Here is a 15,585-nt window from a genome sequence, read left to right on the forward strand (position 1 = left end):
CGCAAGTGCAGCTCGTAGTCGCACGGATCGGCCGCGCCCACGGCATCAAGGGCGAGGTCACCGTGGAGGTCCGCACCGACGAGCCGGAACAGCGGCTCGGCCCCGGCGCCGTACTGTTCACGGACCCCGCCTCCGTGGGTCCGCTCACGATCGAGACCGGCCGGGTGCACAGCGGCCGCCTCCTCCTGCGCTTCGAGGGCGTCGCCGACCGCACCGCCGCCGAGGCCCTGCGCAACACCCTCCTGATCGCCGAGATCGACCCCGGGCAGCTCCCCGAGGACGAGGACGAGTACTACGACCACCAGCTCATCGACCTCGACGTGGTGACCGAGGACGGCGAGGAGGTCGGCCGGATCACCGAGATCTCCCACCTGCCCTCCCAGGACCTCTTCATCGTGGAGCGGCCCGACGGCAGCGAGGTGATGATCCCGTTCGTCGAGGAGATCGTCACCGAGATCGACCTCGAGGAGCAGCGGGCCGTCATCGCCCCGCCGCCCGGACTGATCGACGACCGCGCCGAGATCGCCTCCTCCCGGGACGAGTCCTGATGCGCCTCGACGTCGTCACGATCTTCCCCGAGTACCTCGAACCGCTGAACGTCTCCCTCGTCGGCAAGGCGCGCGCGCGTGGACAGCTGGACGTCCACGTCCACGACCTGCGGCAGTGGACGTACGACCGCCACAACACCGTCGACGACACCCCCTACGGCGGCGGCCCCGGCATGGTGATGAAGACCGAGCCCTGGGGCGACGCCCTCGACTCCGTCCTGGCCGACGGCTACGAGAGCGGCGCTCACGCCCCCGCGCTCGTCGTCCCCACTCCCAGCGGCCGCCCCTTCACCCAGAAGCTCGCCGGCGAGCTCTCCGAACGCCCCTGGCTGATCTTCACGCCGGCCCGCTACGAGGGCATCGACCGCCGCGTCGTCGACGAGTACGCCACCCGCATACCGGTCCACGAGGTCTCCATCGGCGACTACGTCCTCGCCGGCGGCGAGGCGGCCGTGCTCGTCGTCACCGAGGCGGTGGCCCGCCTCCTGCCCGGCGTCCTCGGCAACGCCGAGTCCCACCGCGACGACTCCTTCGCCCCCGGAGCCATGGCCGACCTCCTGGAAGGGCCCGTCTACACCAAGCCCCCCGCCTGGCGCGGCCGGGACATCCCCGAGGTGCTGCTCAGCGGCCACCACGGCAAGATCGCCCGCTGGCGCCGCGACGAGGCCCTCACCCGTACGACGGCCAACCGGCCGGACCTGATCGAGCGCGCCGACCCCCGGGCCTTCGACAAGAAGGACCGCGAGATGCTCTCCATCCTGGGCTGGTCCCCGGACTTGGAGGGCGAGCCCTACGGCCGATTTTGGCGCAGGACCGGCGGCGTGGAACAATAGGCCGCTGTTGTGCGCAGTCCGGCGTGCGCCCCTGCCACAGGGGGACACGACGCCCGCCCCGACGCGCGCGGCCACTCGACCCAGAACCTCTAGTTCCGTTGATGACCTGTGGCATCAGCGAAGAAAGCAGACGAAATGTCTCACCTGCTCGACTCCGTCGACTCCGCGTCGCTGCGCAGCGACGTCCCGGCCTTCCGCCCGGGTGACACCGTCAACGTCCACGTCCGCGTCATCGAGGGCAACCGCTCTCGTGTGCAGCAGTTCAAGGGCGTCGTCATCCGCCGTCAGGGCGCCGGTGTCCGCGAGACCTTCACGGTCCGCAAGGTCTCGTTCTCCGTCGGCGTCGAGCGCACCTTCCCGGTGCACACCCCGATCGTCGAGAAGATCGAGCTCGTGACCCGCGGTGACGTGCGCCGCGCCAAGCTGTACTACCTGCGCGAGCTGCGCGGCAAGGCCGCGAAGATCAAGGAGAAGCGCGACAACTGAGCGCCCTCCGGGGTCCACGGCCCGGCCGGATAACATCTGGCCTCGATGGACACCGAAGCACAGCACACGGAGCGCGACCGCTCCTCCGCACCCGCCCCTTCCGAGCACCCCTCGGACGCGGCGGAGCCGGAGGGACGGTCGCGTTCCGCGTTGGCGGGGCGCGTCAAGGAATGGGTCCCCGGCGGGTGGATCAGCCTCACCCTCCTCGCCTGTCTGCTGTTTTCGCTGTTCTTGAACAGTTTCGTGGCTCAGCCCTTCCAGATTCCCAGCCGATCCATGGAAACCGGATTGAGGATCGGGGACCGGGTTCTCGTAAATAAGTTGGCGTACCGTTTCGGTGCCGAGCCGCGGCGCGGCGACGTCGTCGTGTTCGACGGCACCGGGTACTTCGGGCACGCGGACTACATCAAACGCGTTGTGGGTGTGGGAAGAGACCACGTGGTCTGCTGTGACAAGGACGGGAGGATCCAGGTGAACGGCCGGCCGGTCGACGAGTCGACGTTCCTGTACCCGGGCGACAGCCCCTCCACGGTGCCCTTCGACGTCGTCGTGCCCGAAGGCGCCCTGTTCGTCCTCGGCGACCACCGCAGCGCCTCCAGCGACTCCCGCGATCACCTGGGGTCACCGGGCGGCGGCATGATCCCCGTCGGCGAGGTGATCGGCCGCGCCGACTGGGTCGTCTGGCCCTACGCCCACCAGGCCCGACTGCATCGCCCGAGCGCCTACGCGCGCGTGCCGGCCGGGGAGGGCGCCGATGGGTAACCGCGGAAAGCCGCGTGGCGTGCCCGTCAGCGCCGCGGACAACCTCCTGCCCACCGGCGCACGGCGCACCTCCACCCCCGGCGGCGGCGGACGCTCGCGCACGGAACGGCGCAAGCTCCAGCGCAAGGTCAAGCGCAAGCGAAGGCGGAGCGCCGTCCGGGAGATCCCGCTGCTCGTCGGCGTCGCCGTGCTCATCGCCCTGGTGCTCAAGACGTTCCTCGTGCAGGCCTTCGTGATCCCCTCCGGTTCGATGGAGCAGACGATCCAGATCGGGGACCGCGTCCTGGTGGACAAGTTCACCCCGTGGTTCGGGTCCAAGCCGCAGCGCGGGGACGTCGTCGTCTTCAAGGACCCCGGCGGCTGGCTGCAGGACGAGCAGACCTCCCCGAAGAAGGAGGACCCCGTCGTCGTCAAGCAGATCAAGGAAGGGCTCACCTTCATCGGCCTGCTGCCGTCCGACGACGAGAAGGACCTCATCAAACGGGTCGTCGGCGTGGGCGGCGACCGCGTCCAGTGCTGCGACGGCACCGGACGGGTCACCGTCAACGGCGTTCCCCTGAACGAGGGAAACTACATCTACCCGGGCGACGCCCCCTCCACGATGGCCTTCGACATCACCGTCCCCCAGGGCCGGCTCTGGGTGATGGGCGACCACCGCGGCAACTCCGCCGACTCCCGCTTCCACCAGGACACCGACTACGGCGGCACCGTCTCCGAGGACGGCGTACTGGGCCGAGCCATGGTCATCGCGTGGCCCCTCGGTCGCTGGAACTCCCTAAAAGAACCGCAAACCTTTTCCTCCGTGACCGACTCGGGCTTCGCGACGACCTCGGCCCCCGGCACGTCGCATAGGGTTGCTCCCGACCATCCGAACGGACCGGTCCGACTCCCGAGCCCTGCGGAACTCCCGCTCGTTATGGGAGTGGTGGGCCTGCGCCGTATGTGGGGCAGGCAGCGGCACAGAGTTAGGAGTTGGCGTGGGGGATGTGGCGGTTGGCGCACGGTCCGGGCACGACGGCGAGGAGTACCGCGGACGTCCCGTGGAAGCGGCCGACCAGGCTACGGACGGCGCCGTGACCTCCGGGAATGACGCCCCGGTGGCGGGCGGCGAGGGCCCCGGGGGCGGACAGCCGCCCACGACGGAGCCGGGCCCGGGTGACGGCGCGCCCAAGGCGAAGAAGCCGCGTTCCTTCTGGAAGGAACTGCCGATCCTGATCGGCATCGCGCTCGTCCTCGCCCTACTCATCAAGACGTTCCTGGTGCAGGCGTTCTCGATCCCCTCGGACTCGATGCAGAACACCCTCCAGCAGGGCGACCGGGTCCTCGTCGACAAGCTCACCCCGTGGTTCGGCTCCGAGCCCGAGCGCGGTGAGGTCGTCGTCTTCCACGACCCGGACAAGTGGCTCGCGGGCGAGCCCACGCCCGAGCCGAACGCGGTGCAGACCTTCCTCAGCTGGATCGGCCTGATGCCGTCGGCGGAGGAGAAGGACCTGATCAAGCGGGTCGTCGGCGTCGGCGGCGACACCGTCTCCTGCAAGGGCACCGGCCCGCTCACCGTCAACGGCAAGGCCCTCGACGAGCCGTACGTCTACCCCGGCAACACCCCGTGCAGCCAGGACGACCAGGGCGGCCAGTTCTCTGTGAAGGTTCCTGAGGGCTTCATCTGGGTCATGGGCGACCACCGGCAGAACTCGCGGGACTCCCGCTACAACCAGTCCGACAAGAACCACGGCATGGTCCCCGTCGACCAGGTCGTCGGCCGCGCCGTCGTCAAGGCCTGGCCGATCAACCGCTGGGGCACGCTGCCCGTGCCGGACACCTTCGACCAGCAGGGCCTGAACCCGCAGGCCGCGGGATCCGCCGCGCTCACCGTCGCCCCGCAGGGCGTCGCCCTCGCCGGCGTCGTCCCCGTGGTCCTGTGGCGCCGTCGGCGTGCGGACTCCTCCGGCGAGCGGACTGTGCGGACCGTGACCTCGGGGCAGAGCCGCTGAGGCCAGGGCCTCCGGCCGGCGGAGCCGCTGAGGCCAGGGCGTCGGCAAACCCTTTCCCAAGGATGCGCCCCCGGCTGACGGGGAAGGGCTGCCCCGGCTCGGTACCCCCGGGTAGGGTGCGGACCCATGGGTGGCGAGAGCACGACGCGTACGGCCCCGCACAGCGGCGGTGGCACCAGCAGCGGCCCGGTGGGCAGCCGGACCGGACAGCGCCTGTCCGGACTGGCCGTCGCGCTGGGCCTGGTGCTGTTCCTGGGCGGATTCGGCTGGGCGGCGCTGACCTACCGCCCCTACACCGTGCCCACCGGTTCGATGGTCCCGACGATCAACGCCGGCGACCGGGTCCTCGCACAGGTGGTGGACGGCGACGAGGTGCGCCGCGGTGACGTCGTCGTCTTCAAGGACACCAACTGGGCCGACGCGCCCGTCGTCAAGCGCGTGGTCGCGGTCGGCGGCGACACCGTCGCCTGCTGCACGAACGGCAAGCTGACCGTCAACGGCAAGCAGATCGACGAACCGTATCTGCCCAAGGGCGCCCCCGCCGAGGTCAAGAGCATTCCCGAGGTGGAGGTCCCCGAGGGGCGGCTGTTCCTGCTCGGCGACGAGCGCCAGGGCTCGCTGGACTCCACCGCCCACCTCACCGACGCCGCCCAGGGCACCGTGGCCGCCTCCGCCGTCACCGCCCGCGTCGACGCCGTCGTCTGGCCGATGAACGGCATGCTGAAGCGCCCCACGGGCTTCCAGGCGCTCGGCCACCTCTCCGAGCCCGGCCCGCTGCGCACGATCGGCTGGCTGATCGTCGCCGGCGCGGTGCTCGTCCTCGGCGGCGGCGCCTACGGGCCCATCGCCAAGCGGACCTCCGGACGCGGGGCCGGGGCGGGCACGGGGGCCGCGAGTGCCGGCTGAGCCGGTGCCCGGCGAGCCGGCCGGGACGGACCTGCCGCCGGGCGCGGCCGACACGTACACGGGCGGCCTGCGCAAGGTGGCCCGGGTCGTGCTGCTCGACCCCGAGGACCGCATCCTGCTGCTGCACGGCCATGAGCCGGACGATCCGGCCGACGACTGGTGGTTCACGCCCGGCGGCGGCGTGGAGGGCGACGAGACCCGTGAAGAGGCCGCTCTGCGGGAACTCGCCGAGGAGACGGGCATCACCGAGGTCGAACTCGGCCCGGTGCTCTGGCGGCGGAGGTGCTCCTTCCCGTTCGCGGGCCGCCGCTGGGACCAGGACGAGTGGTACTACCTCGCCCGGACGACCGTGACGGCGACCCGCGCCACGGCCCTGACCGAACTGGAGCGGCGCAGCGTCGCGGGAGCGCGTTGGTGGACGTGTCGGGAACTGAGCCGGGCACATGAGACGGTGTATCCGACCAGACTCGCCGAGCTGCTCAGCAGGCTGCTCGACGAAGGTCCCCCGGCCGGCCCGGTGACGCTCGACACGGAAATCGTCTAGCGGCTCCCGGGACTGGCGCACAATGGTGGGATCGCACGGCTGAAGGGGAACATGCCATGAGCGCCGAGGACCTCGAGAAGTACGAGACCGAGATGGAGCTGAAGCTCTACCGGGAGTACCGCGATGTCGTCGGTCTGTTCAAATACGTGATCGAGACCGAGCGGCGCTTCTACCTGACCAACGACTACGAGATGCAGGTGCACTCGGTCCAAGGCGAGGTGTTCTTCGAGGTGTCGATGGCGGACGCCTGGGTCTGGGACATGTACCGGCCGGCGCGGTTCGTGAAGCAGGTGCGGGTGCTCACGTTCAAGGACGTGAACATCGAGGAGTTGAACAAGAGCGACCTGGAGCTGCCGGGCGGATGAGCCCGACCCGTGTGGGTGACGGAGTTGTCCACAACCGCTGAGTTGCGCACCAAGATCCTCAACGGAGCCGTGAACGCGTGAACGTGGGCGCCGGAGGTGGTGCCGACATGAACGCGAACACGAGCACCGGCACGGGCGGCGGCTCGTCCACGAGCACGGATCTGGCGCGAGGCGCGCTCGGCAGGTACGGCGAGGAGCTGGCCGCCCGACGGCTGGCCGGGGCCGGGATGGCGATCCTGGGGCGCAACTGGCGCTGTGGCAGGGCCGGCGAGATCGACATCGTCGCGCGGGACGGCGACGTCCTGGTCGTCTGCGAGGTCAAGACCCGCAGGGACGGCGGTTTCCAGCACCCGATGGCGGCGGTGACGCCGGACAAGGCCCGCCGTCTGCGCTGCCTGGCCGAGCGATGGATCCACGCGCACGGGGGAGCGCCACCGGGCGGCGTCCGCATCGATCTGGTCGGCGTGGTGCTGCCCCGCCGCGGCGCCGCCGTCGTCGAGCACGTGCGGGGGGTGGCCTGAGATGGGCTTCGCGCGTACGTGCTCGGTGGCGCTGGTGGGCGTTGAAGGCGTCGTGGTCGAGGTCCAGGCCGACCTGGAGCCCGGGGTCGCGGCCTTCACGCTGGTGGGGCTGCCGGACAAGAGCTTGAGCGAGAGCCGGGACCGGGTGCGGGCGGCGGTGGTGAACTCGGGCGGCGAGTGGCCGCAGAAGAAGCTCACCGTCGGCCTCAGCCCGGCCTCCGTGCCCAAGGCGGGTTCGGGCTTCGACCTCGCCATCGCCAGTGCGGTGCTCGGCGCGTCCGAGCGGATCGACCCGCGGGTGCTGGCCGACATCGTCATGATCGGTGAACTGGGGCTGGACGGCCGGGTGCGTCCCGTGCGGGGCATCCTCCCGGCGGTGCTGGCGGCGGCGGACGCCGGGTACGAGCAGGTCGTCGTCCCGGAGTGCGCGGCCGCCGAGGCCTCCCTGGTGCCCGGTGTCTCGGTGCTCGGCGTGCGCAGCCTGCGGCAGCTGATCGCCGTGCTCGCGGACGAGCCCGTGCCCGACGAGGAGCCGGACGAGGCGGGCCGCCCCGACCCTCTCCTGGCAGGCCTGCGGATGCCCGGGACGGGCGCCGCCACCGGTATGCACACCATTGGCTCCGCCCCCCACGACCAGGGGCACGACCTCGCCGACGTCGTCGGGCAGCGCTCGGCGCGCACGGCGGTCGAGGTCGCCGCCGCCGGGGGACACCACCTGTTCCTCGAAGGGCCGCCGGGCGCCGGCAAGACCATGCTGGCCGAGCGGCTGCCGGCCGTGCTGCCCCGGCTGTGCCGGGAGGAGTCGCTGGAGGTCACGGCGGTGCACTCGGTGGCCGGCCTCCTGCCGCCGGGCAAGCCCCTGATCGACGTCCCGCCGTACTGCGCACCGCACCACTCGGCCACGATGCAGGCGCTCGTCGGCGGCGGACCCCACATCGCCCGGCCCGGAGCCGTGTCGATGGCCCACCGGGGGGTGCTCTTCCTGGACGAGACCCCCGAGTTCAGCAGCCACGCTCTCGACGCCCTGCGCCAGCCCCTGGAGGCGGGGCACGTCGTGATCGCCCGCAGCGCGGGCGTGGTGCGGTTCCCCGCGCGCTTCCTGATGGTGCTCGCGGCGAATCCGTGTCCCTGCGGTCGCTTCTCGCTGCGGGACACCCTGTGCGAGTGCTCGCCCTCGGCGGTCCGGCGCTACCAGGCCAGGCTCTCCGGGCCGCTGCTCGACCGTGTCGACCTGCGCGTCGAGGTGGACCCGGTGAGCAGGGCCGAACTGGCCCACCGCGGCCCCGGCGGCGAGACGACCGCGACGGTCGCCGAGCGGGTCAGGGCCGCGAGGGAACGCGCGTCGGCCCGGCTGGCCGGCACCCCGTGGCGGACCAACAGCGAAGTCCCGGGGCGTGAGCTGCGCAGCCGCTGGCACCCGCTGAGCGGGGCGATGGACGAGGCCGAGCGGAACCTGGAGCGCGGGGTGCTCACCGCCCGGGGCCTGGACCGGGTCCTGCGGGTGGCCTGGACCGTCGCCGACCTCGTCGGGCACGACCGGCCCGACGCGACGGACGTCGCCCTGGCGCTCCAGCTGCGCACCGGGGTGCCGCGCGGGGTGCCCATGGCGCTCGGGGCGATGGCGTGACCGGCGTCGACGGCCGGGGGCGCGGCGGACCGGGGCCCGAGGAGCCGGCCGGTGCCGGGGAGACAGGCGGGCCGGACCCGGACGGGCCGGCGTTCGGCGAGGCGGGGTGCGACGAGCCGGACGGGGAGCGGCTCGCGCGGGTGTTCCTCGCCAGGGTCGTCGAGCCGGGCGACGAGACCGGAGGGCGCTGGGTGCGCGAGTACGGCGCGCCCGAGGTGGCCCGGCGGCTGCGCGGCCACGGGGACGCGCTGCCCGGGGTGAGTCCCAGGCGGTGGGCCGGGCTGCGGGCGCGGGGTGACGAGGCGGCGCCCCGGCGGGATCTGGCCGCGGCGCGGCGGGCCGGGGTGCGGTTCCTGTGCCCGGGGGACGCGGAGTGGCCCGGCCCGCTGGACGACCTCGGGGACGCCCGGCCGCTCGGTCTGTGGGTGCGGGGTGGTCCCAGCCTGCGGATATGGGCGCTGCGCTCGGTCGCCGTCGTCGGCGCCCGCGCCTGCACCGAGTACGGCGCGCACATGGCGGCCACCCTCGCCGCGGGCCTCGCCGAACGCGGCTGGGTGGTGGTCTCCGGCGGCGCTTACGGCGTCGACGGCGCCGCGCACCGGGGCGCCCTCGGGGCGGGCGGAGCCACGGTCGCCGTCCTGGCCTGCGGAGTCGACCGGCCCTATCCGCGCGGCCATACGCAGTTGCTCGACCGGATCGCCCGGCAGGGCCTGGTGGTGGGGGAGCTGCCGCCGGGCGACCACCCGACGCCGAGCCGGTTCATCCTGCGCAACCGGGTGATCGCCGCCCTCACCCGGGGCACGGTGGTCGTCGAGGCGGCGCACCGCAGCGGCTCCCTGGTCACCGCGCGGGCGGCGCAACGGCTGGGCCGGCACACGATGGGCGTGCCCGGACCGGTCACCAGCGCCCAGTCGGCCGGGGTGCACACACTCCTGCGGGAGGAGGCCGTGCTGGTCACCGACGCCGCCGAGGTCGTCGAGCTGGTCGGGGACATGGGCGAGCTGGCGCCGGAGCGGCGGGAAACGGCGTTTCCGCGCGACCTGCTGGCGCCGGGCGCCCGCGGCGTCCTGGCCGCGCTCCCCTCCCGGCGAGCCGCGGCCGTGGGCGAGATCGCCCGGGAGGCGCGCACCACGCCGGACGACGCGATCGCCCGACTGTACGAACTCAGAGCACTCGGATACGTCGAACGACATGGCGACGACTGGAAGTTGACACGCCAGGCGGTGGTGTCCGCCCGACGGGGTGGACACCCGTGTTGACCGGGTGGGTTCGGCCGTCCGGGCGAACGTCGACAGCCTTGAGAACGCGCGCAGTTGACGCGTCCCCGGCGTCGCCCGGGGCGAACGGCGTGCCCCTGGGCGGCGGCCGCCGAGGTCGGTCCCCGCACCGGTCCGGGCGCGACCTTCGCACACCGCGACGCTCCAGTCACGCTACGCTCACGAGGATTCCGTCACAGACCGGCCAACAGCCATCACATCGCAGCACTCGGCAGCACATCCCACCAGTAGGCGTCACACCGCATCACACACGTATCTCCACGGCAGAAACGGCACAAGGCGACGTATGCCCCAGCACACCTCCGGGTCCGACCGGGCGGCGATCCCCCCAGCCGCCCGCGACGGTGGCAGCGTGAGACCGCCCGCTCCCTCGACGCTCGACGAGCTGTGGCGCTCGTACAAGGCGACGGGGGACGAGCGGCTGCGGGAGCAGCTGATCCTGCACTACTCACCGCTGGTGAAGTACGTGGCCGGGCGGGTGAGCGTCGGACTGCCGCCCAACGTGGAGCAGGCGGACTTCGTGTCCTCGGGCGTGTTCGGGCTGATCGACGCGATCGAGAAGTTCGACCTCGACCGCGAGATCAAGTTCGAGACGTACGCGATCACCCGGATCCGGGGCGCGATGATCGACGAGCTGCGGGCGCTGGACTGGATCCCGCGGTCCGTGCGGCAGAAGGCGCGCAACGTCGAGCGGGCCTACGCGACGCTGGAGGCGCGGCTGCGCCGCACGCCCTCGGAGGGCGAGGTCGCCGCCGAACTGGGCATCGCGGTGGACGAGCTGCACGCGGTGTTCAGCCAGTTGTCGCTGGCCAACGTGGTCGCACTGGAGGAGCTGCTGCATGTGGGGGGCGAGGGCGGGGACGGCCTCAGCGTCATGGACACGCTGGAGGACACCGCCGCGGACAACCCCGTGGAGGTGGCCGAGGACCGGGAGCTGCGCAGATTCCTGGCACGGGCCATCAACACCCTGCCCGACCGGGAGAAGACGGTCGTGACGCTGTACTACTACGAAGGGCTGACCCTGGCCGAGATCGGGAACGTGCTGGGCGTCACCGAGAGCAGGGTCAGTCAGATCCACACCAAATCCGTGCTCCAGTTGCGCGCGAAGCTGGCGAGCTTCGGCCGTTGACCCGGTCGGGGCCGTGCGGCGGACGGCTGACCGGCCCGCCGGCGGGCGGGCCGAGTCACTCCCGCCGAAGGGGCGGCGTCCGTAAAGTGGTGACGTGCCAAGGATTCGAGCGGCCTCCGTGGCCGAGCACCGGACGATGCAGCGAGCCGCCCTGCTGGACGCGGCCCGGTCATTGCTGTCCGAGGGCGGGACGGAGGCGCTGACCTTCCCCGCCCTCGCCGAGCGGACGGGGCTCGCGCGTTCGTCCGTGTACGAGTACTTCCGGTCACGGGCGGCCGTGGTCGAGGAGCTGTGCGAGGTCGACTTCCCCGTGTGGGCGGCGGAGGTGTCGGCGGCGATGGCCGCGGTGGACGAGCCTTCGGCCAAGGTCGAGGCGTATGTGCGGCGGCAGCTGGCGCTGGTGGGGGACCGGCGGCACCGGGCTGTGGTGGCCATCTCGGCCAGCGAGCTGGACGCGGGGGCGCGGGAGAAGATCCGCGCGGCGCACGGTTCGCTCGTCGCGATGATCGTGGAGGCGCTGGCTGCGATGGGGCACACGGAGCCCCGGCTGGCGGCGATGCTGGTGCAGGGAGTCGTGGACGCGGCGGTCCGCAGGATCGAGCTGGGCGCGGAGGAGCCGGACGGGGTGACCGAGGCCGCGGTGGGGATGGTGCTGCGGGGGGTTCTGGGCTGAGCCGCCGCGCCGGCGGGCCGGGCCGCGTCGAGCGGGTCGGCTGAGCGGCCCTCTGCCGAGCGGCCCTCTTCCGAGCGGCCCTCCGTTGAGCGGCCGCGCTGAGCGGCTCGGGGCGGTGCTCCTACGGCAGCGGCACGCCCAGGACCGGCAGCAGACGGGACGGACCTCGGCGCAGCAGCCACGGCGGAAGCAGCGACAGAGGGTTCAGGTAGGCCTCCTTCCTTCGCAGGCCCCAGTGGACGCACGGGGACGTGCAGTGGGAGCCGCTCGGCTGGACCGTGCCCACCTGATCGCCCGCCGCGACCTCGTCTCCCTCGCGGACGGTCGCCGCCACCGGCTCGTACGTCGTGCGCAGGTCCGTGCCCGTCAGTTCCACCGACACGACGCCTCTGCCCGCGACCCGCCCGGCGAAGGAGACCCGGCCGGCCGCCACCGCCCGGACCGGAGCGCCGGGAGCGGCCGCCAGGTCCACACCGCGGTGGCCGCGCCCGTACACCGTCGCCGGGGGCTCCCAGCCGCGCAGCACCGGTGGGCGCCTCCCCACCGGCCAGGCGCGGCCGATCGCCGGCACCGGCCCGGACGGGGGCGTGGGCGCGGCCGTAGGCGCGAGCGGGGATGTGGACGGGGATGTCGGCGGACCCGGGGACGGCCCGGGCGGTGAGGGATCCGCCCAGGCCACAGGCATCGACATGATGATCGGCAGGAGCAGCAGCAGGCCCCCGCACCGCTTCGCGTTCATGCCGCACAGCGTGGCCGGAAACCGCCGGCCGTGCCCGAGGCTGTGGACCGGCGCCCGGTTGTGGACAGCGGCGTCACCCGGTGGTCCGCCGGTCCCGTACACTTCTTCTGGCGATCCGGGTCACCGGGTCGACTTCGCACGCCCCAACATCAGACCCTCACCGGTCGGTGTCAGCGCCCCTCGGTCCTTCGTGGCTCGGCGCGTCGCGGGCGTCAGGCGCGGGAGCCGTCCGGCATCCGCGGCACAACCGAGAAACCCAAGGAGAACGGCCATGGCCGTCGTCACGATGCGGGAGCTGCTGGAGAGCGGCGTCCACTTCGGTCACCAGACCCGTCGCTGGAACCCGAAGATGAAGCGCTTCATCTTCACCGAGCGCAACGGCATCTACATCATCGACCTGCTCCAGTCGCTGTCGTACATCGACCGCGCCTACGAGTTCGTCAAGGAGACCGTCGCCCACGGCGGCACGGTCATGTTCGTCGGCACGAAGAAGCAGGCGCAGGAGGCCATCGCCGAGCAGGCCACCCGCGTCGGCATGCCCTACGTCAACCAGCGCTGGCTGGGCGGCATGCTCACCAACTTCTCGACCGTCTACAAGCGCCTGCAGCGCCTCAAGGAGCTCGAGCTCATCGACTTCGAGGACGTCGCCGCGTCGGGTCTGACGAAGAAGGAGCTCCTGGTCCTCTCGCGTGAGAAGGCCAAGCTCGAGAAGACCCTCGGCGGTATCCGCGAGATGTCCAAGGTGCCCAGCGCCGTCTGGATCGTGGACACCAAGAAGGAGCACATCGCGGTCGGCGAGGCCCGGAAGCTCAACATCCCGGTCGTCGCCATCCTCGACACCAACTGCGACCCCGACGAGGTCGACTACAAGATCCCGGGCAACGACGACGCGATCCGCTCCGTCACCCTGCTCACCCGCGTGATCGCCGACGCCGTCGCCGAGGGCCTCATCGCCCGTTCCGGCGTCGCCACCGGCGACAAGGGCGACAAGGCCGCCGGCGAGCCGCTGGCCGCGTGGGAGCGCGACCTGCTCGAGGGCGAGAAGAAGGCCGACGAGGCTCCGGCCGCCGAGGCCGCCCCCGCCACCGAGGCCCCCGCCACCGAGGCCCCCGCCACCGAGGCCCCCGCTGCCGAGGCCCCCGCGGAGACCCCCGAGGCCCCCGCCGCGGAGACCGCCGAGGCCCCCGCCGCGGAGACCGCCGAGGCTCCGGCCGCGGACGCCGAGCAGGCCTGACCGTCACAGCGTCACGGTTGACGGCGGGGGCGCTGACATGAAGTCCGCCCCCGCCGTTCACCCGTAGGTCGGCACAGAGCCGGAGAGTTCCCGTGAAGCGGGCTCCGGCCCGTGCAGATCGTCGATCTTCCAGACTTCGAGAAAGACTCACAGACTCATGGCGAACTACACCGCCGCCGACGTCAAGAAGCTCCGCGAGCTCACCGGCGCCGGCATGATGGACTGCAAGAAGGCGCTGGACGAGGCCGAGGGCAACGTCGAGAAGGCCGTCGAGGCGCTCCGCATCAAGGGCCAGAAGGGCGTCGCCAAGCGCGAGGGCCGCTCCGCCGAGAACGGCGCCGTGGTCTCGATCATCGCCGACGACAACTCCTCCGGTGTCCTGGTCGAGCTGAAGTGCGAGACGGACTTCGTCGCCAAGGGCGAGAAGTTCCAGGCCGTCGCCAACGCGATCGCCGAGCACGTCGCCAAGACGTCCCCGGCCGACCTCGACGCCCTGCTCGGCTCCGAGATCGAGGCCGGCAAGACCGTCCAGGCGTTCGTGGACGAGGCCAACGCCAACCTCGGCGAGAAGATCGTCCTGGACCGCTTCGCGCAGTTCGCCGACGGCTTCGTCATCGCGTACATGCACCGCACGATGCCCGACCTGCCCCCGCAGATCGGTGTCCTCGTCGAGCTGGACAAGCCGAACGCCGAGGTCGCCAAGGGCATCGCCCAGCACATCGCCGCCTTCGCGCCCAAGTACCTGTCCAAGGACGAGGTGCCGGCCGAGGTCGTCGAGTCCGAGCGCCGCATCGCCGAGGAGACCACCCGCGCCGAGGGCAAGCCCGAGGCCGCGATCGCCAAGATCGTCGAGGGTCGCCTCAACGGCTTCTTCAAGGACGCCACCGTCCTCGGCCAGCCGTACGCGCTCGACAACAAGAAGTCCGTCCAGAAGGTCCTGGACGAGGCCGGTGTCACCCTGAAGCGCTTCTCGCGCATCAAGGTCGGCATCTGAGTCCGTACCGCGATCGACGCGCGACCCCTATAGGGTCGACGTGAGTCGTCCGCGTACGCCGTCACGCACGCGTGACGGACGACAGCAGATCTGACGAGGAGGCCATTGCCGCGCATGGGTTGCGAACGACACCCCACCGGCAATGGCCTTCTTCGTATGTGCACCACGTGAAAGAGGCGGGATCTCCCATGACCACCAAGGCCCAGAAGAGTGACGACGGCAAAGTACGCGGCCGGTTCCTGCTGAAGCTGTCCGGAGAGGCGTTCTCCGGCGGCGGCGGCCTGGGCGTCGACCCCGACGTGGTGCACAAGATCGCCCGCGAGATCGCCGCCGTCGTCCGGGACGGCGCCGAGATCGCGGTCGTCATCGGCGGCGGCAACTTCTTCCGCGGCGCCGAGCTCCAGCAGCGCGGTATGGACCGCGCCCGCTCCGACTACATGGGCATGCTCGGCACCGTCATGAACTGCCTCGCCCTCCAGGACTTCCTGGAGAAGGAAGGCATCGACAGCCGGGTCCAGACCGCCATCACCATGGGCCAGGTCGCCGAGCCGTACATCCCGCTGCGCGCCGTGCGGCACCTGGAGAAGGGCCGCGTGGTCATCTTCGGTGCGGGCATGGGCATGCCGTACTTCTCCACCGACACCACCGCCGCCCAGCGCGCCCTGGAGATCGACGCCGAGGCGCTGCTGATGGGCAAGAACGGTGTGGACGGCGTCTACGACTCCGACCCGAAGACCAACCCGGAGGCGGTCAGGTTCGACGCCCTCGGCTACGGCGAGGTCATCACGCGCGACCTCAAGGTCGCCGACGCCACGGCGGTCACGCTGTGCCGCGACAACAAGCTGCCGATCCTCGTCTTCGAGCTTCTGGCCGAGGGCAATATCGCGCGAGCCGTCAAGGGTGAGAAGATCGGCACGCTTGTGGGTGACGAAGGCGACCGGGTCTGACCGGTCGAA

Annotated in this window: 18 protein-coding genes; 17 read left to right on the forward strand and 1 reads right to left on the reverse strand. The window is 71.8% G+C overall.

Features of this window, described 5'->3' with window-relative positions; genetic code table 11:
• Positions 1 to 5 precede the first annotated feature (5 nt).
• From rimM to ACIRS4_RS16880, 14 genes are all read left to right on the forward strand, one after another.
• Positions 6 to 548 (forward strand): ribosome maturation factor RimM, encoded by a 543-nt coding sequence (rimM, locus tag ACIRS4_RS16815; RefSeq protein WP_404195872.1) that lies wholly within the window; start codon positions 6 to 8, stop codon positions 546 to 548.
• Positions 548 to 1,381 (forward strand): tRNA (guanosine(37)-N1)-methyltransferase TrmD, encoded by an 834-nt coding sequence (gene trmD / locus ACIRS4_RS16820; RefSeq protein ID WP_404195875.1) that lies wholly within the window; start codon positions 548 to 550, stop codon positions 1,379 to 1,381. The genes rimM and trmD overlap by 1 nt, the downstream gene beginning before the upstream one ends.
• Before the next feature lie 135 nt (positions 1,382 to 1,516).
• A complete protein-coding gene (gene rplS, locus ACIRS4_RS16825; protein ID WP_030041016.1) occupies positions 1,517 to 1,867 on the forward strand; it encodes a 50S ribosomal protein L19 in 351 nt (116 codons plus the stop codon).
• A gap of 45 nt (positions 1,868 to 1,912) precedes the next feature.
• Entirely contained in the window at positions 1,913 to 2,629 is a 717-nt protein-coding gene (gene lepB, locus ACIRS4_RS16830) for a signal peptidase I (RefSeq protein ID WP_404195878.1), read from the forward strand.
• Positions 2,622 to 3,719 carry a signal peptidase I gene (gene lepB / locus ACIRS4_RS16835; RefSeq protein WP_404195881.1) on the forward strand — a complete coding sequence of 366 codons (1,098 nt, stop codon included), beginning with the start codon at positions 2,622 to 2,624 and terminating at the stop codon, positions 3,717 to 3,719. The genes lepB (ACIRS4_RS16830) and lepB (ACIRS4_RS16835) overlap by 8 nt, the downstream gene beginning before the upstream one ends.
• Complete coding sequence (gene lepB / locus ACIRS4_RS16840) at positions 3,607 to 4,620, forward strand: signal peptidase I (protein ID WP_404195884.1); 1,014 nt, start codon at positions 3,607 to 3,609, stop codon at positions 4,618 to 4,620. The genes lepB (ACIRS4_RS16835) and lepB (ACIRS4_RS16840) overlap by 113 nt, the downstream gene beginning before the upstream one ends.
• Positions 4,621 to 4,746: 126 nt before the next feature.
• Positions 4,747 to 5,526, forward strand: coding sequence for a signal peptidase I (gene lepB, locus ACIRS4_RS16845; RefSeq protein ID WP_404195886.1), 780 nt, complete (start codon positions 4,747 to 4,749; stop codon positions 5,524 to 5,526).
• Positions 5,516 to 6,070, forward strand: a complete 555-nt coding sequence (locus ACIRS4_RS16850) for an NUDIX hydrolase (protein WP_404195889.1) — start codon at positions 5,516 to 5,518, stop codon at positions 6,068 to 6,070. The genes lepB (ACIRS4_RS16845) and ACIRS4_RS16850 overlap by 11 nt, the downstream gene beginning before the upstream one ends.
• A 56-nt stretch (positions 6,071 to 6,126) precedes the next feature.
• Positions 6,127 to 6,435 (forward strand): DUF2469 domain-containing protein, encoded by a 309-nt coding sequence (locus tag ACIRS4_RS16855; RefSeq protein ID WP_003965949.1) that lies wholly within the window; start codon positions 6,127 to 6,129, stop codon positions 6,433 to 6,435.
• Between the two features lie 77 nt (positions 6,436 to 6,512).
• On the forward strand, positions 6,513 to 6,956 hold the full coding sequence (locus ACIRS4_RS16860) for a YraN family protein (protein WP_404195892.1): 444 nt from the start codon (positions 6,513 to 6,515) through the stop codon (positions 6,954 to 6,956).
• Between the two features lies 1 nt (position 6,957).
• Positions 6,958 to 8,583: a YifB family Mg chelatase-like AAA ATPase gene (locus ACIRS4_RS16865; RefSeq protein ID WP_404195895.1), complete on the forward strand. Its 1,626-nt coding sequence runs from the start codon at positions 6,958 to 6,960 to the stop codon at positions 8,581 to 8,583.
• On the forward strand, positions 8,580 to 9,842 hold the full coding sequence (dprA, locus tag ACIRS4_RS16870; protein ID WP_404195898.1) for a DNA-processing protein DprA: 1,263 nt from the start codon (positions 8,580 to 8,582) through the stop codon (positions 9,840 to 9,842). The genes ACIRS4_RS16865 and dprA overlap by 4 nt, the downstream gene beginning before the upstream one ends.
• Positions 9,843 to 10,146: 304 nt before the next feature.
• Positions 10,147 to 10,989 (forward strand): RNA polymerase sigma factor WhiG, encoded by an 843-nt coding sequence (whiG, locus tag ACIRS4_RS16875; protein ID WP_130444707.1) that lies wholly within the window; start codon positions 10,147 to 10,149, stop codon positions 10,987 to 10,989.
• Positions 10,990 to 11,107: 118 nt separating this feature from the next.
• A complete protein-coding gene (locus tag ACIRS4_RS16880; RefSeq protein WP_404196153.1) occupies positions 11,108 to 11,662 on the forward strand; it encodes a TetR/AcrR family transcriptional regulator in 555 nt (184 codons plus the stop codon).
• 121 nt (positions 11,663 to 11,783) lie between these two features.
• Here ACIRS4_RS16880 and ACIRS4_RS16885 read toward each other — a convergent pair whose 3' ends face one another.
• A complete protein-coding gene (locus ACIRS4_RS16885) occupies positions 11,784 to 12,401 on the reverse strand; it encodes a murein hydrolase activator EnvC family protein (protein WP_404195901.1) in 618 nt (205 codons plus the stop codon).
• 271 nt (positions 12,402 to 12,672) lie between these two features.
• Here ACIRS4_RS16885 and rpsB point away from each other — a divergent pair, with 271 nt between their 5' ends.
• From rpsB to pyrH, 3 genes are all read left to right on the forward strand, one after another.
• The gene (gene rpsB / locus ACIRS4_RS16890; RefSeq protein WP_404195904.1) at positions 12,673 to 13,635 is read left to right on the forward strand and encodes a 30S ribosomal protein S2; all 963 of its coding nucleotides are present in this window, start codon (positions 12,673 to 12,675) and stop codon (positions 13,633 to 13,635) included.
• A 157-nt stretch (positions 13,636 to 13,792) separates the two neighbouring features.
• Positions 13,793 to 14,629 (forward strand): translation elongation factor Ts, encoded by an 837-nt coding sequence (tsf, locus tag ACIRS4_RS16895; protein ID WP_404195907.1) that lies wholly within the window; start codon positions 13,793 to 13,795, stop codon positions 14,627 to 14,629.
• Positions 14,630 to 14,817: 188 nt separating this feature from the next.
• Complete coding sequence (gene pyrH, locus ACIRS4_RS16900; protein WP_404195910.1) at positions 14,818 to 15,576, forward strand: UMP kinase; 759 nt, start codon at positions 14,818 to 14,820, stop codon at positions 15,574 to 15,576.
• Positions 15,577 to 15,585 lie beyond the last annotated feature (9 nt).

The organism is Streptomyces sp. NPDC101166 (assembly GCF_044768125.1).
Taxonomy (GTDB): Bacteria; Actinomycetota; Actinomycetes; order Streptomycetales; family Streptomycetaceae; genus Streptomyces.